Source organism: Kitasatospora sp. NPDC059648 (assembly GCF_042734825.1).
In the GTDB taxonomy this organism is placed as follows: domain Bacteria; phylum Actinomycetota; class Actinomycetes; order Streptomycetales; family Streptomycetaceae; genus Kitasatospora.
This window is the reverse complement of sequence record NZ_JBHWDU010000016.1, coordinates 14,183-40,754: the sequence shown is the minus strand read 5'-3', so window position 1 is coordinate 40,754 and position 26,572 is coordinate 14,183. Positions and strand designations below refer to the sequence as shown.

Genomic DNA, 26,572 nt, shown 5'->3' with positions numbered 1-26,572 from the left:
GGCCCCGTACGGCGCAGTGCCGTACGGGGCCGGAGGAACCGGCGCGGGTCAGACCTTGAGGTACTTGCGCAGGGTGAAGAACGCCGCGATCCCCGCCATGCCCATACCGACCACGACCAGCAGCGGGATCACCGCCAGCACCGAGCCGAGGCCGATGAAGTGGATGAACTGCACCCGGTCGGCCAGCCAGTTCTGGACGAAGAAGTGCCCGCCGATCAGCAGCCCGGAGGCGAGCGCCGCACCGAGCAGCGCGGAGAACGCCGCCTCGGCGATGAACGGCATCTGGACGTAGAAGTTCGAGGCACCGACCAGGCGCATGATGCCGGTCTCGCGCCGCCTGCTGTACGCCGACACCCGGACGGTGTTGACGATCAGCAGCAACGCGACGAAGAGCATCAGCACCATGATCACGAACGCCGCCGTCTGCAGGCCGTTGAGCAGGCCGAACAGGTTCTCCAGGATCTTCCGCTGGTCCTCGACCGACTTGACGCCGGGCTTGCCCGCGAAGGCGCTCTGGATGACGTCGTACTTGGTCGGGTCGTTGAGCTTCACCCGCCAGGACTGCGGCATGGCGTCCGGGCCCAGGACGGAGATGAGCGGGTTGTCCGGGTTCATCTCCTTCCAGTGCTTGTACGCCTCGGCGGAGCTCTCGTAGGTGGACGACTGGACCACCGAAGTCATCTTGTCCAGCTGGTCCTTGATGTCCTGGACCTGCTGGTCGGTGGCCGCGCCCTTGTCGCACTGCGGCGAGTTGCGGGCGTCCGCCTTGGTGCAGAAGTAGATGCTCACCTCGACCTTGTCGTACCAGTACCCCTTCATGGAGTTCACCTGGTCGCGGACCAGGAGCGAGGAACCGGCGAGGGCGAGGGAGAGCGCGACGCTGACCACGACCGCGATGGTCATGGTCAGGTTGCGTCGGAGACCCACACCGATCTCCGACAGGACGAACTGGGCACGCATGCGGGAAACAACTCCAGGGTCGGTACTGCGCGGTCTGGCGGTCGGGCCGGCGGCCCCACGGGGTCAGCGCTGGTGGATCAGTGCTGGTAGCCGTAGACGCCGCGGGCCTGGTCGCGGACGAGCAGCCCCTTGTCGAGTTCGATGACCCGCTTGCGCATCTGGTCGACGATGGCCTGGTCGTGGGTGGCCATCAGCACCGTGGTGCCGGTGCGGTTGATCCGGTCGAGCAGCTTCATGATGCCGACCGAGTTCTGCGGGTCGAGGTTGCCCGTGGGCTCGTCCGCGATCAGCAGCATCGGGCGGTTCACGAACGCCCGGGCGATCGCCACGCGCTGCTGCTCACCACCGGACAGCTCGCCCGGCATGCGGTCCTCCTTGCCGCCGAGGCCGACCAGCTCCAGCACCTCGGGCACCACCTTGTTGATGGCGCTCTTGGGCTTGCCGATCACCTCCAGCGCGAAGGCGACGTTCTGCGCGACCGTCTTGTTGGGCAGCAGGCGGAAGTCCTGGAAGACGGTGCCCAGCTGGCGGCGCATGTGCGGCACCTTCCAGTTGGACAGCTTGCCCAGGTCCTTGCCCAGCACGTGCACGGCGCCCGTGGAGGGGCGCTCCTCGCGCAGGCACAGGCGCAGGAAGGTGGACTTCCCCGAGCCGGACGAGCCGACCAGGAAGACGAACTCACCCTTCTCGATCTCCAGCGAGACGTTGTCCAGGGCGGGACGGTTCTGCTTGGGATAGGTCTTGGAGACGTTGTCGAATCTGATCACGGCTGCATCACGGAGGCCATCCTAGGCGGCGCCAGTCCTCGGTCGGTCCGCCCCGGAGGCCCGGTCCGGCGGCGGGCGATGGGAGCGCGGAGGGCCGCTCCCGGTCTGGGACCATACGCGAACCGGCGGCCGGCCCGCAGGGACCGCCGGGAGGGAGCTCGGAATCTGGGGGAGAATGTCCGGCTGTGCCCCGATAACTGCGAGCCATCTCACAGCCCGGGAGCCGGAAGCGCCAGAACCTGGCAGAGTGGAGGTGGCGACCGTGTCCGGCCGCTCCCCCGTACAGGGCAGACTCCCCGTACAGGTAAGAAGAGGGAACCAAAGCCCCGTCCGGTGCGTTGGCTGTAGCAGCGAGGAGGAGATCGCATGACGTGCGACCATCTGGTGTGCGCCAACTGCAACGGCCGCGTCAGCGACGGGCGTTGCCCGGTGTGCCGCGCCAACCGGGCCCGGCTGCAGGGGCAGCAGGGGCCGTTCGCCGCGCTTTCCCCCGCGATGCTGCTGGCCCTGCTGGCCGGTCTGCTCGCGGTGGCGCTGATCGCGCGGCAGGCGCTGGCCTGAGGCCCCTGACCACGCGGAAGGCCCCCGACCGTCGTGGTCGGGGGCCTTCTGCTTGTGTGTCCGGGCCCGGGTGTGTCCGGGTGCTTACTCGGCGCTGGTCTCGCGCTGCTTGCGCCAGCGGATGCCGGCCTCGATGAAGCCGTCGATGTCGCCGTCCAGGACGGCCTGCGGGTTGCCGGCCTCGTACGCGGTGCGGACGTCCTTGACCATCTGGTACGGGTGCAGGACGTAGGAGCGCATCTGGTTGCCCCAGGAGCTGCCGCTGTCCTTCAGCGCGTCCATCGCGGCCTTCTCCTCCTGGCGGCGCCGTTCGAGCAGCTTGGCCTGGAGGACGTTCATCGCGGACGCCTTGTTCTGGATCTGCGAGCGCTCGTTCTGGCAGGACACCACGATGCCGGTCGGGAGGTGCGTGATGCGCACCGCCGAGTCGGTGGTGTTGACGCCCTGGCCGCCGGGGCCGGAGGCGCGGTAGACGTCCACCCGCAGGTCGCCCTCGTCGATGTCGACGTGGTCGGACTGCTCGACGACCGGGAGCACCTCGACGCCCGCGAAGGAGGTCTGCCGGCGGCCCTGGTTGTCGAACGGCGAGATCCGGACCAGCCGGTGGGTGCCCTGCTCGACCGAGAGGGTGCCGTAGGCGTACGGGGCCTTCACGGTGAAGGTCGCGGACTTGATGCCGGCCTCTTCGGCGTACGAGGTGTCGTACACCTCCGTGGGGTACCCGTGCCGCTCGGCCCAGCGCAGGTACATGCGCATCAGCTGCTCGGCGAAGTCGGCGGCGTCCACGCCACCGGCCTCGGCACGGATGTTGATCAGCGCCTCGCGGGCGTCGTACTCGCCGGAGAGGAGGGTGCGGACCTCCAGCTCCTCGACGGCCTTCTGCAGCGAGACCAGCTCGGCCTCGGCCTCGGCGCGGGTGTCCGCGTCGTCCTCGGCCTCGGCGAGCTCGAACAGCACGCCCAGGTCGTCGATGCGGCCGCGCAGGCCCTCGACGCGGCGCAGTTCGCCCTGGAGGAAGGAGAGCCGGCTGGTCACCTTCTGCGCGTTCGCGACGTCGTCCCACAGGGTGGGGGCGGCTGCCTCCTCCTCCAGGACCGCGATGTCGGCCCGGATCTTGTCCAGGTCGAGGACGGCCTCGATCGACCCCATGGTCGTATCGAGGTTCTTGAGCTCTTCGGAAGGATCGACGGCTGCCACGCCCCCAGCGTAATGGTTCCGGGGGTGGTCATGACGACACCCCCGCTGCGGGAGGGCTCCGGAGGGGGCTACGGGGCCCGCGGCGCGGTGCCGTGCACGGTCGGCCGGGCCGGGTGGCCGGCGCCCGGCCCGGTGGCGGCGAAGGCCGTCCAGGCCGCGGCGGCGCCCGCCAGCAGCAGCAGGGTGGCCAGCAGCACGGCCAGCATCCGGCGGCGGCGCAGCAGGGCCGCCCGGTCCCGGCGGTGGCCCGGGGCGGTGCGCTGGGCGCGGGACTCGGCGGCGTACGCGGCCAGCTCCTCGGCCGAGGGGCGGCGCAGGCTGGTGTGGGTGTCCCGGGTGGAGTCCGGGGCGGCGCCCGGGACCAGCGGGACGGCCGGGCCGCGGCGGCGCTTGTGGACGCCCGGGCCGGCGTCGACCTCGGCGTAGACGGCCTCGCCGGGGGTCAGCTGCTCCTCGGCCGGAGCGCGGCCCTGGGAGGGCACGGCCAGTACCGGCAGTCCGGCCAGCGAGGGCAGCTGCTCGCGCAGCCGGGCGGCCAGCTCGGCGGCGCGCAGCCGGGAGGCGGGGGCCTTGGCCAGGCACTCGGAGATGATCCGCCACAGCCCGTCCGGCAGGCCGGGGATCGGCGGCACCTGCTCGGTGACGTGCCGGCGCAGCACCGCGCCGGTGTGGCCGCCGCCGAAGGGGGTGAAGCCGGCCAGCAGCTCGTACAGCACGGTGGCGAGGGCGTAGATGTCGACGGCGGCCCGCGGCTCCAGGCCCTCGATGATCTCGGGGGCCAGGTAGTCGGGGGTGCCGATGATCCGGGTGGCCCGGGTGCGGCGCGGGGCGTCGACCAGGCGGGCCACGCCGAAGTCGGTGAGCTTGGCGCGCGGGGCGCCGCCGGGGCCGGGGGCGGCGGCGAGGTCGAGCAGGACGTTCTCCGGCTTGACGTCGCGGTGGACGATCCCGGCCGCGTGCGCGGCCGCGAGGCCGTCGGCGACGTCGGCGATGACCGAGGCGGCGACCTGCGGCGGGAGGGCGCCGTCCCGCTCCAGCCGGGAGCGCAGGTCGGTGCCCTGGACCAGTTCCATCACCAGGGCGAGGTCGCTGCCGTCCACGACCATGTCGCGCACGCCGACCACCCGGGGGTGGTCGAGGCTGGTCAGCGCCGTGCGCTCCTGGACGAAGCGGCCGACCAGCACCTGGTCGGCGGCGAGGTCCTCGCGCAGCAGCTTGACCGCCACCGGGCCGTCGGGTCCCTCACCGAGCCAGACCGTCCCGGCCGAACCCCGGCCGATGACCTGGTGGACGGTGTACCGGCTGCCGATCTTGCGTGCCAATGCTGCTCCGTGGACGGCGCGGGAGCGCTCCGGGGGTCCGGGCGCGCTCGGTGGGGCGGGACAACAGCGACCAACCTACGCGCCCGGACCCCCTGCGCGGGGCGCCTGGGGGCCGTGGAGCGGGACTCGGGGCCGAGAAATCTCGCGAATTGTCGACAAAGCGTCAATCCTGGCTCCCGGAACGGGTGCGGACCCCCGGTCAGCAGCCCGCGACGGGGCGGCGCGACCCCGCCGCCCTGCCCCGCGCTACTTGCCGGAACTGCCGAACACGCTGGTCACCCAGTCCCGCGCGGTGTCGAACCAGCCCACGACGTTGTCCCAGTAGTGCGGCAGCGGCGTGAAGTTCCACAGCGCGATCGCGGCGACGGCCAGCACCAGCAGCACCATCAGGCAGCCCTTGAGGCAGCCCAGCCCCGGGACGTACATCCGGTTGCGGCTGCGCGGACGGCGCTCGCGCGGCGGGGCGCTCTCCCGGCGGGACGGCTCGCGCGGCTCCTCCCGGGGCGGCCGGGGCTCCCGGTACTGCGGCGCGGGCGGCTCGGCCCGGCGCGGCGCCGCGCCGGTCGGGGCCGGCGGGTAGCCGCCCTGCGGCCGGCCGTACCCGGGCGGGGCCTGCCGGTAGCCGCCCCGGGGCTGGGGACGGCCGCCCTGGTCGCCCTGCGGGCCGTGACCGCCCTGGTTGCCCTGGCCGGCCTGGTAGGGCGGCGGGGCGACCGGCGGGCGCTGGGCGTATCCGGGCGGCGGGTCCTGGCGGCGCGGGTCCGGGCGGTAGCCGGCCGGCGGCTGCTGCCGGCCCGGAGCGCCCTGGCCGGCCTGGTAGGGCGGCGGGGCGACCTGCGGCTCCCCGAAGTCCTCCGGGCCGAAGTAGCCGACCTGGGTCTGCTGGTTGCGGTCGCGCGCCGCCCGCAGCTGGGTCTGCCACGGGTGCGGCGCCTCCTCCTGGGGCGGCGCGGGCGGACCGGCGGGCGGGGGAGGCGGCACGGCGGTGGGCGGCATCACCTGGGTGCGGTCCTGGGTGCCGTACGGCGGCGCGGGCGGCGGCTGGGTGCCCATCACCCGGGTCGCCGCGGCCGGGTCGTACTGCGGGCCGCCCGGGGCCGGGGGCAGCACCTGGGTGCGGTCCTCCGCCCCGGCCGGTCCACCGGGGACGACCGGTACGGTGCCGGGCACGGCGGTCGGCTGCGGGTCCGGCAGCAGCAGGGCGCCGACCGCCAGCGCCTCGTCCACCGCCGCCGGGGAGGCGTGCACCCCGACCCCGGCCGCGACCACCCGCAGCGCGCGGGCCAGCGTGGTGGCGCTCGGCCGCTGCGCCGGGTCCTTGCGCAGGCAGCGCTCGATCACCGTCCACAGCGGCTCGGGCATGGTGCTGGGCCGCTGGGGTTCCTGCGCCAGGTGGGCCTGGAGGACGGCCAGGGCGCTGTCGCCCTGGAACGGCTGCCGGCCGGTGACCAGCTCGTACAGCATGATCCCGGCGCCGTAGACGTCCACCGCGGAGGTCTGCGGGCGGCCCTCGGCGGACTCGGGCGCGACGTACGCCGGGGTGCCGACGAACTCGTGGGTGCGGGTGACGCCCGGGGAGTCGGCCAGTCGGGCGATGCCGAAGTCGGTCAGCATCGGGTGCATCCGCTCGGCGCCCTGCACCACGGTGGAGGCGAGCAGCACGTTGGCCGGCTTGAGGTCGCGGTGGACGATCCCGTCCGCGTGGCTGGCCGCCAGCGCGTCCGCGACCTGGGCCATCAGCAGGGCGCCCGCGATCGGGCTGAACGGGCCGTTGGCGCGCAGGTAGCGGGCCAGGTCGGGGCCCTCCACCAGGTCCATCACCAGGGCCAGCAGCTCGCCCTCGACGACCAGGTCGCGGACCCGGACGATGTTCGGGTGGCTCAGCCGCAGCAGCAGCGAGCGCTCGCGCAGGAAGCGCATCACGACGTCCGGGTCGGCCGCCAGCTCCTCGCGCAGCACCTTGATCGCCACCTGCTGCCCGGGCTCGCTGCCCGGCACCTGGACGTCCTGGCGCACCAGACCGCGCCAGACGGTCCCGGTGGCACCCCGCCCCAGGGTCTCCTCAAGCAGATACTTGCTGCCGACTGGCCGCACCTGTCGCACTCCTCGCCGTGCCGCCCGCGCGGGGCGCTCTGCCGCCGGTGTGCGGTGAGCCTGCCGGGCCCGTGTCTGCGGCCACTCTAACGGTGTCCGTACGGGTTTCAGAGGTGACCGGCGGGCCGTCCGAGCAGGGTTGGGGGACATCCCCTAGGGGGCCGCCCGGACGCGGCGCGGGTGCCGGGCCCGAGGCGGTCGCCGGGGTACGGGGCGGGGCCGCCGGGGCGGCGGTTGACCTGACTCTCCGTCGCCTCCACCATGACGATGATCGCAAGATCGTCAAATCCGGTACGGTGCGCGGACTGTCCACGCCGGATGGCAGGATGGACACTCGCCACTCGTGTGGCCCAATGGGTCGCCGCGACCGCCCGGCGCGTCGTGACGGCACCGGGCAGCGGTACCAGGCATCACACCAGCAGAAGGGACCCGCGGGCGAGATGCAGATCCGGCTGACCGTCCTCCGACCGCGCAGCGGCCCGACCGCCGCCGGCTCCGCCATCCCCTACGTGGACGTGCTGGTCACCGCGCCCGTGGGCACCGCGCTCGGCGCCATCGCGGGCGCGCTCGCCGGTGCCGTCGGCGTGCGCGGACCGCGGGCCGCCACCCACGTGCACCTGTACGCCGGGGCGAAGCGGGTGGACGAGCACACCCTGCTCGGCCATCCCCCGCTGCTCGACGGCGCCGTCCTCAGCCTCAACGAGCCCGATCCGACCGCCGACGACCCCGACGACACCCCCGCCGCCGCCGAACTGCGGGTGGTCGGCGGCCCGGACGCCGGCGGCGTCCACCGGCTGCACGGCCGGGAGATCCGGATCGGCCGCTCGGGCGAGGCCGACGTCCCGCTCGACGACCCGGACGTCTCCCGGCTGCACCTCGCCCTCCACCTCGGCGAGGACGGCCGGATCGCCGTCCGCGACCTCGGCTCCACCAACGGCACCAGCCTGGACGGCCGGATCGTCCCGCCCCTGCCGGCCGAGGCCGCCGTCCCACTGGAGAACGGCGCCCTGCTGCGGATCGGCGAGTCCACCCTGCAGGTCGTCGAACCGGCCGAGCCCGCCTCCGTCCGGGCCGCCCTGCCCGACGGCAACGGCCACCTCCAGCTCGCCGCGCCCGGCCCGGTGCGGACCTCGGCCCCCGTGATCGAACCCCCCGCCGCCCCCGAGCCCGCCCCGGGCCGCGGCCGCGGCCTGTTCTCCCTGCTGCCCGGCCGCGCCGCCGAACCACCCGGCCAGGAGAGCGCCGAACGCCACCACACCGCCGTCCGGCTGCGCCAGGCCGCCGCCCAGCGCGACCGCTGGCCCGACCTCGCCACCGTGCTGCTCAACGCCGTCGGCCCCGGCCCCCGGCTCTGGGAGCGCGGCCCCGGCCACCCCGACGCCCTCACCCTGCGGCTGGGCACCGCCGACCGCCCCGGCGGCGCCGGCACCACGCCCGGCACCATGCTGCCCGCCGTCCCGGTCACCCTGGACCTGCAGACCGCCGGCAGCCTCGGCCTCAGCGGCCCGCGCGAGCGCCTCGACGCCCTCACCCGTGCCGTCGTCGCCCAGCTCGCCGCGCTCCACCCGCCGACCGGGCTGAGCCTGGTCGTGGTCGACGCCGACCCGGCCCGCAGCCCCGAGGAACGCGTCGACACCTGGGCCTGGGCGCTGTGGCTGCCCCACCTGCGCCCCACCGACGGCCAGGACTGCCGGCTGCTGGTCGGCCTCGACGACGACCAGGCCACCGCCCGACTGACCGAGCTCACCGCCCGGCTCAGCGGCCCGACCGGCCTCGGCGGACACCCCGCCACCGTGGTCGTGGTCGACGGCCGTCCGACCGGCGAGGCCGCCCGACAGGCGCTCGACCTGCTGCTGCGCCAGGGGCCGGCCGTCGGCATCTTCCCGATCTGCCTCGCCGAACAGCCCGAGCTGCTCCCCCGCGGCCTCGGCGCCACCGCCCTGATCACCGGCGAGGTCGGCACCCAGCTCTCGCTGGACCGCCCGGTCGCCCGCGGCCGGGAGGCCCTGCACGAGATCTCGCTGGACGCCGTCTCCGACGCGTGGGCCGAACGGCTGGCCCGCGTCCTCGCCCCGCTGCGCGAAGCCGTCCCGGCCTCCCGCGGCCCGCTGCCCGACGCGCTGCGGCTGCTCGACCTGCTCCAGCTCGACACCGTCACCCCGGCCAAGCTGTCCGCCCGCTGGACCGCCCACGCCGGCGGCATCGGCGCCGCGACCGCGCTGCTCGGCACCACCCGGGACGAGCTGTGCACCCTCGACCTGGCCGACCCCGAACTCGCCCTGCCCTCCCCCGACCCGGGCGGCCCGCACCTGCTGATCGGCGGCGCCCGCGGCTCCGGCAAGACCGAACTGCTGCGCACCCTGGTCGCCTCGCTCGCCGTCTCCGAGCGGCCCGAGCGCCTCGCCGTCACCATCGTCGAGGGCCGGGCCACCGAGGACGGACTGTCCGGCTGCTCCGAGCTGCCGCACGTCACCGGCCGGGTCAACGCCGCCGCCGACCCGCGCGCCGCGCTCCTCGCCGCCGAGGCGCTGGAGGACGAACTCACCCTGCGGGAGCGGCTGTTCGACGGCCTGGACTTCGCCTCCTGGCACGCCACCCGCATCCTGGACGGGCACAGCCTGGACGACCAGGGGGCGGGCTCCGTCCCCGTGCCCGCCACCGTCGGCGCCGCCTCCACCGCGGTGCCCCGGATCATCCCGCCGCGCAGCGGTGACGGCCCCCGGCCGACCGCCACCCCCTCCGGGCCCGTCCCGGCCCGGCTGGTCGTCGTCGTCGACGACTACGAAGCCCTGCTCTCCCCCACCTCCCCGGCCGGCCGCCCGCTGGCCCGCGCGCTCGCCGCCGTCGCCCGCCGCGGCGGCCCGCTCGGCGTCCACCTCGCGGTCGCCACCGGCCGCCCGGAGGAGAGCGCCGGCACCGAGGTGGACGAGGCGGCCCTGCTGCGGATCGCGCTGCGCACCGAGGACCCGGCCGACTCCGACCTGCTGATCCACCTCGGCGACGCCGCGGCCCTCCCCGAGGACACCCCCGGCCGCGGCTACCTGCGCCGCCCGGACGGCGGCGTCACCGCCTTCCAGACCGCCCGGATCAGCGGCCGCATCCCCCGCACCGCCACCCTGCGCCCCACCGTGGTCGCGATAGACCCCCTCCAGCTCGGCGCGCCACCCGCCCGCCGCCCGGTCCGCGAACTCGGCAACGGCCCCACCGACCTGGCCCTGCTCGCCAGCGCCCTCCAACGCGCCGCCTCCCGCTGACCCGCCCCCTCCCAGGGCCCGCAGAGCGACGGCGGCCCGGCCGACGTCCGGCCGGGCCGCCGGAACTGCTCGGCCGACGCCGTTTCCGCGAACGGAGGCGAGCGCCTCGGCGAGAGCTGCGGCAGCGGCCTGACGGGGGATCAGCTCGTTCGCGGTCGGCTCGCCGAACGCGCGAGGGGCCCGCGTCCGTCCCCGACGCCGGCCCCCCGCGGGAAGGAGGGCGTCAGCCCCTACTAACGGGGCGGCCCCGGGTGGGGATTAACCCCCAAGCGACCGAGAGGCTGGACAGCTCGAAGTTGTCCGAACCCCTTATGTCGTCGAGGGTGGCCTTGGCGCGGTTCAGCAGGGTGGAGTTGAGGTCCGCCCAGGCGTTGTAGCGCTCCTCGGGGGTGGCGCCCTCGGGGCCGCAGGCCAGGATGTCGGCGGTCAGCGCCGCGTGCGCCGCGAAGAGGTCCTCGCGGATCGCGGCCCGGGCCATCGACGACCAGCGGTCGGTGCGGGGCAGGTCGATGATGCGGTCGAGCAGGTGCGAGATCTGCAGGCGGTCGCCCAGGTCGTAGTACAGCTCGGCGACGTCGGCGACGTCCTTGCCGGCGCGGTCCGCGACCTCGCTGATGTCCAGGGTCGGGAAGACCGAGGACAGGCCGGCGATCCGGGTGGCCAGCTCGTCCGGCACGCCGGCCGCGGCGAGCTCGCCCTGGATCGACTCGAACCAGGCCAGGTCCTCGCCGCGCAGCGGCTTGGGCAGCGAGCCCCAGACCTGGTTGACCCGGTCGTGGAAGAACTCGATGGTGCCGGCGATGTCGAGCGGCTGGCGGCGGTTGTTGAGCATCCACCGGGTGGCGCGCTCGACCAGGCGCCGCGAGTGCAGCCGCATCTTGGTCTGGGTCCGGGCGGGGACCTGGTTGTCCAGGCCCTCGATCCGGCCCCAGATCTCCTCCAGGCCGAAGACGGCCCGCGCGGCGGTGTGGGTCCGGGCGATCTCCTCGTAGGTCGCGCCGGTCTCCTCCTTCAGGCGGAAGGCGAAGGTGCAGCCACCGCGGTTGATCGTGTCGTTGACGATCAACGTGGTGATGATCTCGCGGCGCAGCGCGTGGTTGTCGATCGCGTCGGCGAACTTGGCCCGCAGCGCGCTCGGGAAGTACTCGTGCAGCGCGGTGCGGAAGTACGGGTCGTCCGGCAGGTCGGTGGCCAGCAGTTCCTCGGCCAGGATGATCTTGGTGTAGGCGAGCAGGACGGACATCTCGGGCTGGGAGAGCCCGCGGCCGTTCTGCTGGCGCTCACGGATCTGGCGCTCGGTGGGCAGGAACTCCAGCCCGCGGTCGAGCTGGCCGGCCGCCTCGAAGCGGTTGATCATCCGGGCGTGGACGTTGACCATGCTGTGCGCCTGGGCGACGGCGTTGGCCAGCACCACGTTCTGCGCGTAGTTGTTGCGCAGCACCAGGCGGCCGACCTCGTCGGTCATCTCGGCGAGCAGGGCGTTGCGCTGCTTGACCGTCATGTCGCCCTCGGCGACGACCTGGTTGAGCAGGATCTTGATGTTGACCTCGTGGTCCGAGGTGTCCACACCGGCCGAGTTGTCGATGGCGTCGGTGTTGATCCAGCCACCGGTGCCCTCGGGGCCTCCGTTGGCCGCGTACTCGATGCGGCCGAGCTGGGTGCAGCCGAGGTTGCCGCCCTCGCCGATGACCCGGGCCCGGACCTGTTCGCCGTTGACCCGGATGGCGTCGTTGGCCTTGTCGCCGACCTCGGCGTTGGTCTCGCCGGAGGCCTTGACGTAGGTGCCGATGCCGCCGTTCCAGAACAGGTCGACCGGCGCCTGGAGGATCGCCTTCATCAGCTCGGCCGGGGTCAGGCGGGACTCCTGGACGCCCAGGACGGCCCGGACCTGCGCGCTGACCTGGATCGACTTGGCGCTGCGAGGGAAGACCCCGCCGCCGGCCGAGATCAGCGACTTGTCGTAGTCGTCCCAGGAGCTGCGGGGCAACTCGAACAGGCGGCGGCGCTCGGCGTACGAGACGGCCGCGTCCGGGTTCGGGTCGAGGAAGATGTGGCGGTGGTCGAAGGCGGCGACCAGGCGGATGTGCTCGCTGAGCAGCATGCCGTTGCCGAAGACGTCACCGGACATGTCGCCGATGCCGATGACGGTGAAGTCCTCGGACTGGGTGTCGACGCCGAGCTCGCGGAAGTTGCGCTTGACCGACTCCCAGGCGCCGCGGGCGGTGATGCCCATGCCCTTGTGGTCGTAGCCGGCCGAGCCGCCGGAGGCGAACGCGTCGCCGAGCCAGAAGCCGTACGACTCCGCGACGCCGTTGGCGATGTCGGAGAAGGTCGCGGTGCCCTTGTCGGCGGCGACGACCAGGTAGGTGTCGTCCTCGTCGTGGCGGACCACGTCGGCCGGGTGGACGACCTCGCCGGCCACCAGGTTGTCGGTGATGTCGAGCAGCGCCGAGATGAAGGTCTTGTACGAGGAGATGCCCTCGGCCAGCCAGGCGTCGCGGTCCACCGACGGGTCCGGCAGCTGCTTGGCGACGAAGCCGCCCTTGGCGCCGACCGGGACGATGACGGTGTTCTTCACCATCTGGGCCTTGACCAGGCCGAGGATCTCGGTGCGGAAGTCCTCGCGCCGGTCGGACCAGCGCAGACCGCCGCGGGCGACCTTGCCGAAGCGCAGGTGCACGCCCTCGACCTGCGGCGAGTAGACCCAGATCTCGAACGCCGGGCGCGGGGCCGGCAGGTCCGGGATGGCCTTCGGGTCGAACTTCATCGACACGTAGGAGTGCCACTCGCCGGAGCCGTCGTGCTGGAAGAAGTTGGTCCGCAGGGTGGCCTTGATGAGGTTCAGGAAGGAGCGCAGGATGCGGTCCTCGTCCAGCGAGACGACCTCGTCGAGCGCGCCGGCCAGCTCCTCCAGGATGCCCTCGGTCAGCTCGGCGGCGCCCAGCTGGTGGCTCGGGCTCAGCCGGGCCTCGAAGAGGTTGACCAGCAGGCGGGTGGTGTGGGTGTTGTTGCGGAGCGCGTCCTCCATGTAGTCCTGGGAGAACGTGGAGCCCGCCTGGCGCAGGTACTTGGCGTACGCGCGGAGCACCATCGCCTGGCGCCAGTTCAGCCCGGCGGTGAGGACCAGCTCGTTGAAGCCGTCGTTCTCGGCCTTGCCGGTCCAGGTCGCGGCGAAGGTGTCCTGGAAGCGCTCGCGGGCCTCGTCGGTGAGCTCGGTGGCCTCGCGCAGCCTCAGGCCGAAGTCGTACACCCACGCGGTGCTGCCGTCGGAGCGGCGCAGCGCGTACGGGTGCTCGTCCAGCACCTCGACGCCCAGGCGCTGCAGCACCGGCAGGACCTCGCTGAGCGAGATCGGGCCGCCGACCCGGTAGATCTTGAAGCGGCGTTCGTCGTCACCCGCGCCGACCGGCTGGTACAGGTTCAGGCGGAAGTCGCCGTCGCCGTGCAGCGACTCGATCTGCTTGATGTCGGCGACGGCGGTGCGCGGCGGGAAGTCGGCGCGGTAGCCGTCGGGGAAGGCGTTGGCGTACTTGTGGCCGAGCTCGGCGGCCTTCTCCTCGCCCAGCTCGATGTGCAGCTGGTCGTGGAAGCCGTCCATCCAGAACCGGGCGGCCTCGGCCAGGCGGTTCTCGATCCGCTCGATGTCGGAGTCGGTGAGCCGGGGCAGCTCGGTGCCCGGGGCGACCCGGACCACGAAGTGCAGGCGGGTCAGCACCGACTCGGTGGCGTACACCGTGTAGTCGATGGTGGCGCCGTTCAGCTCCTCCTTGAGGATGTCGGTGAGCAGCAGCCGGATGCGCGTGGTGTAGCGGTCGCGCGGCAGGTAGATGAAGGCGGAGAAGTAGCGCCCGTACTCGTCCTGGCGCAGGAAGAGGCGCAGCTTACGGCGCTCCTGCAGGTAGAGCACGCTGGTGGCGATGGAGAGCAGCTCGGCGGCCGGGGTCTGGAAGATCTCGTCCCGGGGGAAGGTCTCCATGATCTGCAGCAGGTCGCGGCCGTCGTGGCTCTCGCTGGAGAAGCCGGACTCCTCCAGCACCGCCTGGACCTTGCGGCGCACGACCGGGATGCGGGTGACCGACTCGGTGTAGGCGGCGGAGGAGAACAGGCCGAGGAAGCGGCGCTCGCCGACCGGCTCGCCGGCGGCGTTGAACTTCTTCACGCCGACGTAGTCCAGGTAGGCCGGGCGGTGCACGGTGGCGCGGCTGTTGGCCTTGGTCAGGACGAGCAGCTTCTTCTCGTGGGCCTTGGCGCGGACCGGCGCGGAGAGGCGGCCGAAGGCCTCGGAGACCGCGTGGTGGCGGTCGTCGTGGCTGTGCGGGTCGGAGCGCAGGATGCCGAGGCCGGTCCCGGCGACGGCCTTGAGGACCTCCTCGCCCTCGTGCTCGACCAGGTCGTACTCGCGGTAGCCGAGGAAGGTGAAGTGGTCGTCGGCGAGCCAGCGCATCAGCTCCCAGGCCTCGCCGACCTCCTGCTCGGGCAGGCCGGCCGGGGGCTCCTCGGCCAGCTCGTCGGCCAGGCGCAGCGCGCTGTCGCGCATCTTCGTCCAGTCCTCGACGACCTCGCGGACGTCGCCGAGCACGCGGCGCAGGTTGGTCTCGATGGCGCGCAGGTCGTCGCGGTCGGTCTCGCGGTCGATCTCGATGTGCATCCACGACTCGACGCTCGCGTCGGCGGGCCACTCGGCGCCGGCGGCCTGGCTGCGGGAGCAGGCGTCGACGTCCAGGATCTCCAGCAGCTTGCCGGTGATGTCACGGCGGACGACCAGCTGGGGGTGGACGACGAGGTGGATCGCGCGGTCCTGGCGGGACAGCTCGTTGGTGACGGAGTCGACCAGGAAGGGCATGTCGTCGGTGACGACCTCGACCACGGTGTGGCCGCAGGACCAGCCGTTCTCCTCGACCGAGGGGGTGTGGACCCGCACCTCGGCCGTACCCTGGGGGCGCTTGAGGCCCAGGCGGTAGTGGGACGCGGCCGCGCCGTACACGTCGACCGGGTCGAGGTCGACCAGGTCCTCGGGCGCGGTGTGGAGGTAGTAGTGGTGCAGGTACGCGGTCAGAGCGCCGTTGCTCAGACCCTCCCCCGGCGCCGCTCCCCCCACCTGGCTGTTCTCAGCGGCTGTGGCTGCCTTCTTGAGCAGTTCGGCCTTGGCTGCGTCCAGCTTGGTCTGCATGACTTCTTGGCTCCTGTCGCGCGCCGTTGCGTGACTCGGTGGTGTGTGGGTGTACACCGACGGGTCGCTCGCAATCCTGCCGCACCGTCCGACTGAAAGGGGCTCATGGCACGCATGAAACGCCCTCCCAGCGGGTAGGACGACTCGTTCGTCCTGCAAGCCACCCGACGACGCCAGCCAGCCTAACCGGATCAATCGAAGGTGCACAGGGACAGGGAGGCGCAAACCCGCAGGATGTCGGGTCCGTCCTGGACACCATGTCCAAACCGGAGCGTCATGTTCGCTTTCAGCCCATATGCGGGTACCCGTGGCCGGTCGGCGGTACGAAGGTCTCCTTGATCGCCCGGGCCGAGGTCCAGCGCAGCAGGTTCTGGGCGGCGCCCGCCTTGTCGTTGGTCCCGGAGGCCCGGGAGCCGCCGAAGGGCTGCTGTCCGACGACCGCGCCGGTGGGTTTGTCGTTGATGTAGAAGTTCCCGGCGGCGAAGCGCAGTTCCTCCACGGCCTGGGAGATCGCGTAACGGTCCTGTGCGATCACCGCGCCGGTCAGGCCGTACGGGGCGCCCGAGTCGACCCGGCGGAGCACGTCGTCCCAGCGGGAGTCCTCGTAGACGTGGATCGCGAGGATCGGGCCGAAGTACTCGGTGCGGAAGATCTCGCCCCGGTGGTCGGAGGAGACCAGCACCGTCGGCCGGACGAACCACCCGATCGCGTCGTCGTACTGGCCGCCGGCCACCAGCTCGACGGTCGGGTCGGCCTTGGCGCGCTCGATGGCGCCCCGGTTCTTCTCGAACGCCCGCTCGTCGATCAGGGCGCCCATGAAGTTGGACAGGTCGGTGACGTCGCCCACCGTGAGGGCGTCCACCTCGGCCAGGAAGTCGTCCTTGATCCTCAGCCAGAGGCTGCGTGGCAGGTAGGCGCGGGAGAGCGCCGAGCACTTCTGGCCCTGGTACTCGAAGGCGCCGCGGATCATCGCGGTCCTCAGGACCTCCGGGTCGGCCGAGCGGTGGGCCAGCAGGAAGTCCTTTCCGCCGGTCTCGCCGACGATCCTCGGGTACGTGCGGTAGCCGCCGATGTTCGCCCCGATGGTCTGCCAGAGCGACCGGAAGGTGGCGGTGGAGCCGGTGAAGTGCAGCCCGGCGAGCCCCGGGTCGGCCAGCGCCACCGGGGAGACCTGCAGGCCGTCGCCGGTGACCAGGTTGACCACCCCGGGCGGCAGGCCGGCCGCCTCCAGCAGCCGCATCAGGTGGTACGCGGCCAGGGTCTGGGTCGGTGCGGGCTTCCAGACCACGGTGTTGCCCATCAGGGCGGGAGCGGTCGGCAGGTTCCCGGCGATGGCGGTGAAGTTGAAGGGGGTGACCGCGTAGACGAAACCTTCCAGCGGGCGGTGGTCGACCCGGTTCCACACCCCCGGGGCGGAGACCGGCTGGTCCGCCAGCACCTGCCGGGCGAAGTGGACGTTGAACCGCCAGAAGTCGATCAGCTCGCAGGCGGAGTCGATCTCGGCCTGCTGCACGGTCTTGGACTGGCCGAGCATCGTCGCCGCGTTGAGCGTCTCCCGCCAGGGCCCGGCCAGCAGCTCGGCGGCGCGCAGGAAGACCGCCGCCCGGTCGTCGAAGGAGAGCGAGCGCCACTGCCGTCCGGCCGCCAGCGCCGCGTCCACCGCCGCCCGGGCGTCCTCCCGGGTGGCGTTGCCGAGCACGCCCAGCCTGGCGGCGTGGTGGTGCGGCTGAACGACGTCGATCCGCTCGCCGCCGCCGAAGCGCTGCTCGCCGCCGATGGTCATCGGCAGCGGGATCTCTTCGGCCGCCAGCTCGTCCAGCCGCCGGACCAGCCGGTCCCGCTCCGGGCTGCCGGGCGCGTACGCCCGCACCGGCTCGTTGACCGGGGTGGGCACCTCGGTGACTGCGTCGATGGGCATGGCGGCTCCGTCCTGGCTCTACCGGTGTCAGTCCAGCCTGACCAGGCCGGGGCGGATCCGCCCGCCCAGACACGCCAACGGCGGACGTGGCGCCCGCCACGTCCGCCGTCGCGGGAGCACTCAGCCGGCCAGGCGCCCGGCCAGCTCGACCGCCTCGGCCAGGCTGTCCACCACCGGGACGCCGACCGGCTCCAGCTTCTCCCGGGTGTGCGAGCCGCCGGTGTACAGCACCGCGTGGGCGCCCGCGTGCAGCGCCGCCAGGGCGTCGTCCGCGGCGTCGCCGATCAGCACCGTCCGGGACGGGTCGACCCACTCGCCGAGCGCGGCCAGGTGCTTCGTCAGCTGGTCCGCCTTCTGGCCGCCGGACGGGCCGCTGCGGCCGTCCACCCGCAGGAAGCTGCCGGTCAGGCCGAAGGCCTCGACCAGCGGCACCAGCTTGTCGTGCACGTACATCGACAGCAGGGACTGGCTGTGTCCGGCCGCCTGCCAGCCCGCCAGCAGCTCGGGCACGCCCTCGGTCAGGCCGCAACCCCGGCTGAGCTCTCGGTAGCGGTCCTGGAAGGCGTCGTCCAGCCGCAGCCACTCCTCCTGGGAGGGCATCCGGCCGAGCAGCCGCTCGTAGAAGCGGGGGATCGGGACCTCGTACTGCTCGCGGTACTGCTGCATGGTCATCGGCCCGACGCCGATGGTCGCGAACGCGGCGTTGCTCGCGCCGAGGACCGCGTCCATGTCGTGGAAGAGGGTGCCGTTCCAGTCCCAAACGATGTGAGTGCGCACGGGGGCAAACGGTAACCGGAACGGCCGACACGCCGATAGGACGGGGCTCACTCAGCCCAGGAGGGACGGGATCTCCTGGGTCGCGTACCAGAGCAGGTCGTGGTCCTCCGCGCCGTCCACGGTGAACTGGGCGTCCTGGTCGCCCGCGTCGGCCGCGGCCACCGCCGTCACCGCGGCCGCCACGTCCTCGACCACCTCGTCGTCGGCCACGTCCGCGTGCACCGAGGCGGCCTTCGCCAGCTTCACGGGGCCGGCCAGCACGACCCGGCCGAGCGAGGCCTGGTCCTGGTACTCGTCGCCGGGGAAGGGGCGCACGGCCGAGTCGGCCACGTCCAGGGCCACCACGACCCGCCGGCGCGGGGCCTCCGGGTCGGCCGCCAGCAGCCGCAGCGAGGACTGGGCGGCCCGGTTGAGCGCCGCGTACTCCAGCTCCTCCAGGTCGTCGCTGACGTACCACTCGCGCAGCGCGGGCGTCACGGCGTAGGCCGCGGACGGCTCCAGGGCGCCGCCCTCGTGCGCCGCCGCCAGGCCGGTCAGGGTGGTGGGCACGTACACGCGCATCGGTGGCACTCTCCGGTTCGTCCAGCAGGGGTTCGTCCAGCGGCACAGCATCCAGCGCCCCAAGAATAAGCTCCGCCGGACCGCCCGTGATCACCTCGGGCCGGGACCGCGCCCGGCGGCCAGCGCCTCCCGGCAGGTCCGCAGCGCGCTCTCCAGCACCTCGCCCCGGCGGGCCGGGTCCATCAGGTTCGGGCCCATCACCGTCAGGTCGGCCAGGGTCGGCGCGAGCAGCCGCACCCGGACGCCCTCGGCCCGCAGCAGCGCGGCCTCGCGCAGCAGCTGCCGGGTCACCGCCCGCCGGTAGCGGCTGACCAGCTGGGCCAGCACGCCGCGCGGGCGGTCCCGGGCCCGCCACTCGCGCAGCGCGGCCAGGGTGCCGCGGTCGGAGCGCTCGGGGCGCGGGCCCAGCCGCAGGGCCATCGGGGCCAGCACGTACACCTCGTCCAGGCCGCGGCCGAGCAGCAGGTCGGCGTTGGTGGCCGACCAGCAGCCGCCGTCCACGTACGCCGAACCGTTCAGCCGCACCGGCGCGAACCAGCCGGGGATGGCGCAGGAGGCCATCACGGCCTCCGCCACCGCGACGGCCGGGGCCCCCGGATCGCCGAAGACCACCCGGTGGCCGCTGCGGTAGTCCACCGCGGCCACCCGCAGCGGCGTGGCGGCCGCGCTCGGCGCCACCCCGGCGGTGGTGGCGGCCGCACTCCCCTGGGCCGGCCAGCCGTCCGGGCCGAACAGCCCGCGCACCAGCTCGCCGACCGGCGCCAGCGAGCCGCGGCCGTGCGGCGCCATCGCGGAGACCATGGTCAGCAGCGGGTACTCGCGCGGGTGCCGGACGGCGTCCCGCAGCAGGTCGGGGGAGCCGATCCCGGCCCGTGGGCGGGGTGGCAGTGCGCCGCCCACCGCCGTCTCGTAGTCGAAGGCCACCCCGGCCAGCGGGCCCTCGGTGATCGGCAGGCCGCGCTGGTGGTCGCGCAACTGGTCGGGGGGCACGCCGCCGGCCAGCAGCGCGGCCAGGATCGCACCCGCCGAGGTGCCGAGCAGGACGTCCGCCCCGCCCGGCCGGTGCCCGGTGACCTCCTCGACGGCGCACAGCGCACCGACCGTCCAGGCCGCGCCGAGCATCCCGCCGCCGCCCAGTACCAGGCCGCGCCGTGGTTCACCGCCGGAGGTCGTTCCCGGCGCCGCCGTCCGTGTGGTCGTCCCCGCTGTCGTCATCCCTGCCGCCCGTCGTCGTTGGGAGCGGGTCAGGCTACCGATGGTGCGCGCGGGCGGACGGGCGACGCAACGGGAGTCGGCCCGCAGGCCACCCGGTCCGCCGTACCGGGGCGTCCCCTTTCGGGCCGTACGACCCGTCCCCGTGCGTCAACCGGGCACCCCGCCCCGGCGCGCGCCGGGCGCGTCGCCACCCTGGGTGACTCACCCGGATAGGTGAACTTCGCGCCGGTCTCCCGGCCGCCCGAAAACGCGTTGCCGCCCTGCCGGGCCACCGCCAACCTGGACCCGTCCGTACCCGCACCACCGTTACCGGGAGCCACCATGACCGCGCAGCTCGGCGCCGACCCCAGCACGCACCCCACCATGCACCCCACCACGCACCTCACCACTCGGCTCGCCGCCCGTCCGCAGCGTCGCGTCCGCGCTTCCGGCGGCTGCGACCCCGCCGGGCGCCGGCCGCGCCACCCGCGCGCCGCCTGCGACGGCACCCCCGCCACCGCCGGGGCCACCGGACCGGCCCGCCACGACGCCGGGGCGCTCGCCGCCCGCTTCGCCCACCAGCTGGTCGAGGTGCTCACCGGAGCCCGGCCTTCCGGCCAGCTGATGCGGCACACCAGCCTGGACGGCTACGGCCAGCTCGCCTCACTGGTCCGGGCCGGTGCGCTGCGCCGCGGCGGCCCCGCCGACCGGCCCCGGCTCGGCCCGGTGCACGACCGGTCACCCTCGCCCGACGCCGTCGAGGCCTGCGTCCGGGTCGACCTCGGCCGACGGCACCACATGGTGGCCTTCCGGCTGGAGCAGCGCGGCCCGGCCGGCCAGTGGCAGTGCACCGCCGTGGAGGCCCGGTGACGACCACGGCCCACGGGACGGCGCAGGGCGCCGCCCCGGTACGGGAGCGGCGCCCTGCGCCACGTGCGGTGCCCGGCTCAGGCCTTGCGGCGGCGGCCCTTGGCGGCCTTGGCGGCCTTGCGGCGCTCGGCACGGGTCATCCCGTCGCCCTCGTCCTCCGGCACGGTGTCCTCGAAGTCGCCCTCGACCACACCGCCGCCGACCTCCTCCGAGGGGGCCGTGTAGTGCAGCCGCTGAGGCTTCGGGGCCTCCAGGCCCTTGGCCTTGATCTCCGGGCGGGCGGCGTCCTTCTCCAGCTTGTCGAGCACCACCTCGGCGTCCTCGACCGGGACCTCCTCGACCTGCTGCTCGACCTGGACCTCCAGGTTGAACAGGTAGGCGACGGACTCCTCCTTGATGCCCTCCATCATCGCGGTGAACATGTCGAAGCCCTCGCGCTGGTACTCGACCAGCGGGTCGCGCTGCGCCATGGCCCGCAGGCCGATGCCCTCCTGGAGGTAGTCCATCTCGTAGAGGTGCTCGCGCCAGCGGCGGTCCAGCACCGACAGCACCACGCGGCGCTCCAGCTCGCGCAGGATCTCCTCGCCGAGCTGGTCCTCGCGGGCGCCGTACTGCGCCTGGATGTCCTCCTGGACGACCTTGATCAGGAACTCGGGGGTCAGGCCGGACGGGCCGCCGACCTCCTCCTCCAGCTCCGCCAGGTCCAAGGTGATCGGGTAGAGCTGCTTGAACGCGGTCCAGAGCTTGTCGAGGTCCCAGTCGTCCTCGAAGCCCTCGCCGGTGGCCGCCTTGACGTAGGCCTCGACGGTGTCGTCCATGAAGTGGCCGACCTGCTCCTGCAGGTCCTCGCCCTCCAGCACCCGGCGGCGCTCGCCGTAGATGACCTCGCGCTGGCGGTTGAGCACCTCGTCGTACTTCAGGACGTTCTTGCGGATCTCGAAGTTCTGCTGCTCGACCTGGGTCTGCGCGGAGGCGATCGCGCGGGTGACCATCTTGGACTCGATCGGCACGTCCTCGGGCACGTTGGCCATCGAGAGCACGCGCTCGACCATGCCGGCCTTGAACAGGCGCATCAGGTCGTCGCCCAGCGACAGGTAGAAGCGGGACTCGCCCGGGTCGCCCTGACGGCCGGAGCGGCCGCGCAGCTGGTTGTCGATACGGCGGGACTCGTGCCGCTCGGTGCCGAGGACGTAGAGGCCTCCGGCCTCCTTGACCTCTTCCTGCTCGGCCTTGACCGAGGCCTTGGCCTTCTCCAGCGCGGCCGGGAACTCGGCCTCGTACTCCTCCGGGGTGTCGGTCGGAGTCAGCCCGCGCTGGGCCAGCTCGGCGGCGGCCAGGTGGTCGGCGTTGCCGCCGAGCATGATGTCGGTGCCACGGCCGGCCATGTTGGTGGCGACGGTCACGGCGCCCTTGCGGCCGGCCTGCGCGACGATCTGGGCCTCGCGCTCGTGGTGCTTGGCGTTCAGCACCTCGTGCGGGATGCCGCGCTTGCGCAGCTCCTGCGACAGGTACTCGGACTTCTCGACCGACACGGTGCCGACCAGCACCGGCTGGCCCTTCTCGTGCTTCTCGGCGATGTCCTCGACCACGGCGGCGAACTTGGCCGGCTCCGACTTGTAGATCAGGTCGGGCTGGTCGATGCGCAGCGGCGTCTTGTTGGTCGGGATCGGCACCACGCCGAGCTTGTAGATCTGGTGGAACTCGGCGGCCTCGGTGGTACCGGTACCGGTCATGCCCGCCAGCTTGTCGTACAGGCGGAAGAAGTTCTGCAGGGTGATGGTGGCCAGGGTCTGGTTCTCGTTCTGGACCTCCACCCCCTCCTTGGCCTCGATCGCCTGGTGCATGCCCTCGTTGTAGCGGCGCCCGGCCAGGATGCGGCCGGTGTGCTCGTCGACGATCATGACTTCGCCGTTCATGACGACGTAGTCCTTGTCCTTCTTGTACAGCTCCTTCGCCTTGATGGCGTTGTTCAGGAAGCCGACGAGCGGGGTGTTCACCGACTCGTACAGGTTGTCGATGCCGAGGTAGTCCTCGACGCGGGTGACACCCTCCTCCAGGACGCCGACGGTGCGCTTCTTCTCGTCGACCTCGTAGTCGCGGTCGATCTTCAGGCGCAGCACCAGCTTGGCGAAGTCGGCGTACCACTTGGTCGCCTGGTCCGCCGGGCCGGAGATGATCAGCGGGGTGCGGGCCTCGTCGATGAGGATCGAGTCGACCTCGTCGACGACCGCGAAGTTGTGCCCGCGCTGGACGAGTTCGTCCTTCGACCAGGCCATGTTGTCGCGCAGGTAGTCGAAGCCGAACTCGTTGTTCGTGCCGTACGTGATGTCCATCGCGTACTGGCGCTTGCGCTCGGCGGGCGTCATGTTGGCCAGGATCACGCCGACTTCGAGGCCGAGGAAGCGGTGCACCCGGCCCATCCACTCCGAGTCGCGCTCGGCGAGGTAGTCGTTGACGGTGATCAGGTGGACGCCCTTGCCGGTCAGCGCGTTCAGGTACGCGGGCAGGGTGCCGACGAGGGTCTTGCCCTCACCCGTGCGCATCTCGGCGACGTAGCCCAGGTGCAGCGCCGCGCCGCCCATGAGCTGGACGTCGTAGTGCCGCTGGCCGAGCACGCGCTTGGCGGCCTCGCGGACGGTGGCGAAGGCCTCGGGGAGGATGTCGTCCAGCGTCTCGCCGTCCGCGAGCCGCTGCTTGTACTCGTCGGTCAGCGCGCGCAGCTCGGCGTCGGTGAGGTTGACGAAGTCCTCTTCGATGGAGTTGACCTGGGCAGCAATCCGCTGCAGCTTGCGAAGGATCTTGCCTTCGCCGGCGCGCAGGATCTTGTCGAAGACGGACACTTGAGCGGGCTCCTTGCCTGTATTGGCACTGGACGACTGCACGGCGGGTCCACCCCACCGCACGGGCCATCGTATGCGAGGAGTCCAATGCGCCGGGAGGTGCGTCAGCACGGTATTCCCGTGTCACCCGCGCGTGCACATGGATCGATAGCACCGTCCACCGGGACAAATCGGTCGGCGGGCCGGGGAGTTGGCCGACCATTCGGAGGCCCGCATTCCCCTCACCGGGAAATAATCCGCCCATGGAAGAGCAGCGGAGCGAACTCGTCACCCTCACCACCGACCGCCTGGTGCTGCGGGCCCCGCGGGATTCGGACGTCGACGCGATCTTCGCAGCCTGCCAGGACGCGGAGATCCAGCGCTGGACGGTCGTCCCCGTCCCCTACCGCCGCGAGGACGCCGAGTTCTTCGTCCGCACCCTGGCCCCCGAGGGGCTGGCCACGGGCGCCGAGTACATCTGGTGCGTGGTGGAGCGCGGGACGGAACGCCTGGTCGGCACCCAGGCGGTCGTGCGCAAGCCCGGCGACCCGAACGCCGCCTCGGTCGGCTGGTGGACGGCGAAGGAGCAGCGCGGCCGCGGCTACACCGTCGAGGCGGCCCGCGCGGTGGCCCACTGGGCGCTCACCGACCTCGGGCTGCGCCGCCTCCAGTGGCTCGCCTACGTCGGCAACGAGGGCTCGCGCGCGGTCGCCGAGCGGGTCGGCTACCGCTCCGAGGGCACGCTGCGGTCGTACGCCGACCAGCGCGGCGTCTTCCGCGACGCCTGGGTCGCCTCGCTGCTCCCGTCCGACCTGGACTGAGCGCCGGGCCCGCACCCCGGGGCCGGGGCCCGCTGTCGGTGCCCCCGGCTACGCTCGCCGGCATGACCGCCGCCGCTGCCGACCACACCCCCGTCACCGTCCTGGGCGCCGACGACGCCCGCCGGATCGCCCTGCGCGCCCAGGGCCTGCTGGGCGCCCCCGACCGCCGGGGCGGGGTGCGCGGGGTGCTGCGCCACCTGGGCGCCGTCCAGTTGGACACCATCTCGGTGCTGGCCCGCTCGCATGAGCTGGTGCCGTACGCCAGGCTCGGCGCGGTCGGCCGCCCGGCGGTCGAGGCGGCCTACTGGGGCGCGGGCACCAGCTTCGAGTACTGGTCGCACGCGGCCTGCGTCCTCCCGGTCGAGGAGTGGCCGCTGTTCGCCTTCCGGCGCCGCCGCTACCGCGACCGCGGCCACCTCTGGGACCACCAGGTCGCGCCCGAGACGTACCGGGCGGTGCTCGACCAGCTGCGCGCCGAGGGGCCGTTGACCTCCACCGAGCTGGGCGGGGCCAAGCGGACCGCCGAGTGGTGGGACTGGTCCGACACCAAGATCGCGGTCGAGCGGGCGCTGGCCTTCGGCGACGTGGTCTGCACCGAGCGCCGGAGCTGGAAGCGGGTCTACGCCCTGGCCGAACAGGCGATCCCCGACGCCCTGTTCGGACAGGAGCGGTCCGACGAGGAGTGCGTGCGCACCCTGGTGGCCCAGGCCGGCGCCGCGCTCGGCGTGGCCACCCGGGCCGACCTGCTGGACTACCACCGGCTGCGCGCCGAGGAGTTGGACCCGGTGCTCGCGGACAGCGGCCTGGTCCCGGTCGAGGTGGCCGGCTGGGGCCCGGGCGGCACCGCGGCCGCGGCCTGGGCCGACCCGGCCGCACTCGCCACCACCCCGCGCGGGCGCCACCGCACCACGCTGCTCTCGCCGTTCGACTCGCTGATCTGGGACCGCGCCCGCACCGAACGGATCTTCGGCATGACGCACCGGTTGGAGGCCTACACGCCCAAGCACAAGCGGGTGCACGGCTACTTCGCGATGCCGCTGCTGGCCGGCGGCCGGCTGGTCGGCCGGGTCGACCCGGCCCGCGAGGGGCGCACCCTGGTCGCCCGGCAGGTCTCGCTGGCCGACGGCCGGGGAGGCGGCGCCCGGCACCTGGAGGCGCTGGCCGCCGCCCTGTGCGAGGCGGCCGCATGGGTCGGCTGCGACGGGGTGCGGGTCGAGGCGCTGCACGACGAACGGCTGCGCCCGGCCCTGGAGAAGCTGCTCGCGGGATAGGCGGCGGAACGGGCGAACGGCGGCGGCCGCCGCTCACCCCGGCGCGCCGCTCACCCTATTTCGAGGATCTTCTCCCGCATCGCGTACACCACGGCCTCCATCCTGGAATGCAGTTGGAGCTTCTCCAGGATGTTGCGGACGTGGTTCTTCACGGTGTTCTCGCTGATGAACAGCTCCTTGGCGATCTCCCGGTTGTTCATCCCGGTCGCCACCAGCTTGAGCACCTCCAGCTCCCGGTCGGTGAGCCGGGGCGCGGGCACCAGGTCCCGGTCGTCGGAGCGCCGCTGGATCATCGACTTGAACTCGGTGAGCAGCTTGGAGGCCATCGACGGGCTGATCTGCGACTGCCCGTCGGCGACCGCGCGGATCGCGGTGGCGACCTCGTCGGTGGAGATCTCCTTGAGCAGGTAGCCGGTGGCCCCCGCCTTGATCGCCTCGTAGAGGTCGGCCTCCTCGTCGCTTATCGTCAGCATGATGATCTTGGTGCTGGGCGCCACGTCCTTGATCGCCGTACAGGCCTCGATCCCGCTGCGGCGCGGCATCCGGACGTCCATCAGGATGATGTCGGGCAGCAGGTCGGCGGCCTTCAGCACGGCCTCGGCGCCGTCCCCGGCCTCGCCGACGACCTTGATGTCCGGCTCCTCCGCGAGCACGATCTCCAGCCCCCGGCGGAACAGGGCGTGGTCGTCCACCACCAGGACGCGGATCGGCTCACCCCGGTGCGGCGCGTACGCGGGTTCCTCCTCCGGCCCCGGTGGCAGTCCGGCGCCCGGCCCCGCTGCGGGCCCCAGCCCGAAGTGATCCCCCATCCGCTCCTCCCCCTTCGCGGGTCGACGTGCGCCCAATCATTCCACGCCCCGCCGTCGCCGCGGTCACCCTCCGATGCCGATTCCCCCGCATCGGGTGACCTCCGGGAGGCAACGGATCCGAGCACCGTTCGAACCCGTTCCATCGGGCACGCCCGAAACGGGTGGAACGCCCCGAAACGCCGGTGACCCCGGCGGCAGCCGCCGGGA

General features: G+C 73.1%; 17 protein-coding genes. 5 read left to right on the top strand and 12 right to left on the bottom strand.

What is annotated here, in order from left to right:
- Nucleotides 1-48: 48 nt before the first annotated feature.
- The gene (ftsX, locus tag ACFV1W_RS12830; protein ID WP_380415786.1) at nucleotides 49-960 is read right to left on the bottom strand and encodes a permease-like cell division protein FtsX; all 912 of its coding nucleotides are present in this window, start codon (nucleotides 958-960) and stop codon (nucleotides 49-51) included.
- 77 nt (nucleotides 961-1,037) lie between these two features.
- The gene (ftsE, locus tag ACFV1W_RS12825) at nucleotides 1,038-1,727 is read right to left on the bottom strand and encodes a cell division ATP-binding protein FtsE (protein WP_030059730.1); all 690 of its coding nucleotides are present in this window, start codon (nucleotides 1,725-1,727) and stop codon (nucleotides 1,038-1,040) included.
- Between the two features lie 366 nt (nucleotides 1,728-2,093).
- Between ftsE and ACFV1W_RS12820 the strand changes: the two genes are divergently transcribed.
- Nucleotides 2,094-2,288 (top strand): hypothetical protein, encoded by a 195-nt coding sequence (locus ACFV1W_RS12820; RefSeq protein WP_380415785.1) that lies wholly within the window; start codon nucleotides 2,094-2,096, stop codon nucleotides 2,286-2,288.
- Nucleotides 2,289-2,372: 84 nt separating this feature from the next.
- Here ACFV1W_RS12820 and prfB read toward each other — a convergent pair whose 3' ends face one another.
- The 3 genes from prfB to ACFV1W_RS12805 form a co-directional block, all read right to left on the bottom strand.
- Nucleotides 2,373-3,485 carry a peptide chain release factor 2 gene (gene prfB, locus ACFV1W_RS12815; RefSeq protein ID WP_380415783.1) on the bottom strand — a complete coding sequence of 371 codons (1,113 nt, stop codon included), beginning with the start codon at nucleotides 3,483-3,485 and terminating at the stop codon, nucleotides 2,373-2,375.
- 68 nt (nucleotides 3,486-3,553) lie between these two features.
- A complete protein-coding gene (locus tag ACFV1W_RS12810) occupies nucleotides 3,554-4,807 on the bottom strand; it encodes a serine/threonine-protein kinase (RefSeq protein ID WP_380415782.1) in 1,254 nt (417 codons plus the stop codon).
- Nucleotides 4,808-5,053: 246 nt separating this feature from the next.
- A complete protein-coding gene (locus ACFV1W_RS12805) occupies nucleotides 5,054-6,901 on the bottom strand; it encodes a protein kinase (RefSeq protein ID WP_380415780.1) in 1,848 nt (615 codons plus the stop codon).
- 440 nt (nucleotides 6,902-7,341) lie between these two features.
- Here ACFV1W_RS12805 and ACFV1W_RS12800 point away from each other — a divergent pair, with 440 nt between their 5' ends.
- The gene (locus ACFV1W_RS12800) at nucleotides 7,342-10,155 is read left to right on the top strand and encodes an FtsK/SpoIIIE domain-containing protein (protein WP_380415778.1); all 2,814 of its coding nucleotides are present in this window, start codon (nucleotides 7,342-7,344) and stop codon (nucleotides 10,153-10,155) included.
- A 223-nt stretch (nucleotides 10,156-10,378) separates the two neighbouring features.
- Here ACFV1W_RS12800 and ACFV1W_RS12795 read toward each other — a convergent pair whose 3' ends face one another.
- The 5 genes from ACFV1W_RS12795 to ACFV1W_RS12775 form a co-directional block, all read right to left on the bottom strand.
- The gene (locus tag ACFV1W_RS12795) at nucleotides 10,379-15,325 is read right to left on the bottom strand and encodes an NAD-glutamate dehydrogenase (protein ID WP_380415776.1); all 4,947 of its coding nucleotides are present in this window, start codon (nucleotides 15,323-15,325) and stop codon (nucleotides 10,379-10,381) included.
- Nucleotides 15,326-15,611: 286 nt separating this feature from the next.
- A complete protein-coding gene (gene pruA, locus ACFV1W_RS12790; protein ID WP_380415902.1) occupies nucleotides 15,612-17,237 on the bottom strand; it encodes an L-glutamate gamma-semialdehyde dehydrogenase in 1,626 nt (541 codons plus the stop codon).
- A 126-nt stretch (nucleotides 17,238-17,363) separates the two neighbouring features.
- Complete coding sequence (locus ACFV1W_RS12785; protein WP_380415774.1) at nucleotides 17,364-18,020, bottom strand: HAD family hydrolase; 657 nt, start codon at nucleotides 18,018-18,020, stop codon at nucleotides 17,364-17,366.
- A 51-nt stretch (nucleotides 18,021-18,071) separates the two neighbouring features.
- Nucleotides 18,072-18,581, bottom strand: a complete 510-nt coding sequence (locus tag ACFV1W_RS12780) for a DUF6912 family protein (protein ID WP_380415772.1) — start codon at nucleotides 18,579-18,581, stop codon at nucleotides 18,072-18,074.
- 90 nt (nucleotides 18,582-18,671) lie between these two features.
- Nucleotides 18,672-19,796, bottom strand: coding sequence for a patatin-like phospholipase family protein (locus ACFV1W_RS12775; RefSeq protein ID WP_380415771.1), 1,125 nt, complete (start codon nucleotides 19,794-19,796; stop codon nucleotides 18,672-18,674).
- A 321-nt stretch (nucleotides 19,797-20,117) separates the two neighbouring features.
- Here ACFV1W_RS12775 and ACFV1W_RS12770 point away from each other — a divergent pair, with 321 nt between their 5' ends.
- Nucleotides 20,118-20,645 carry an Rv3235 family protein gene (locus tag ACFV1W_RS12770; protein WP_380415769.1) on the top strand — a complete coding sequence of 176 codons (528 nt, stop codon included), beginning with the start codon at nucleotides 20,118-20,120 and terminating at the stop codon, nucleotides 20,643-20,645.
- Nucleotides 20,646-20,722: 77 nt separating this feature from the next.
- Here the strand turns inward: ACFV1W_RS12770 and secA are convergent, their stop codons facing one another.
- Nucleotides 20,723-23,485, bottom strand: a complete 2,763-nt coding sequence (gene secA, locus ACFV1W_RS12765; protein ID WP_380415767.1) for a preprotein translocase subunit SecA — start codon at nucleotides 23,483-23,485, stop codon at nucleotides 20,723-20,725.
- A 242-nt stretch (nucleotides 23,486-23,727) separates the two neighbouring features.
- On the opposite strand from secA, the gene ACFV1W_RS12760 reads away from it, so the two are divergent.
- Together ACFV1W_RS12760 and ACFV1W_RS12755 are read left to right on the top strand one after the other, a co-directional pair.
- Nucleotides 23,728-24,285, top strand: a complete 558-nt coding sequence (locus ACFV1W_RS12760) for a GNAT family N-acetyltransferase (protein ID WP_380415765.1) — start codon at nucleotides 23,728-23,730, stop codon at nucleotides 24,283-24,285.
- Nucleotides 24,286-24,347: 62 nt separating this feature from the next.
- Entirely contained in the window at nucleotides 24,348-25,556 is a 1,209-nt protein-coding gene (locus ACFV1W_RS12755) for a winged helix-turn-helix domain-containing protein (RefSeq protein WP_380415763.1), read from the top strand.
- A 50-nt stretch (nucleotides 25,557-25,606) separates the two neighbouring features.
- Here the strand turns inward: ACFV1W_RS12755 and ACFV1W_RS12750 are convergent, their stop codons facing one another.
- Nucleotides 25,607-26,365: a response regulator transcription factor gene (locus tag ACFV1W_RS12750; protein WP_030283947.1), complete on the bottom strand. Its 759-nt coding sequence runs from the start codon at nucleotides 26,363-26,365 to the stop codon at nucleotides 25,607-25,609.
- Nucleotides 26,366-26,572: the final 207 nt, after the last annotated feature.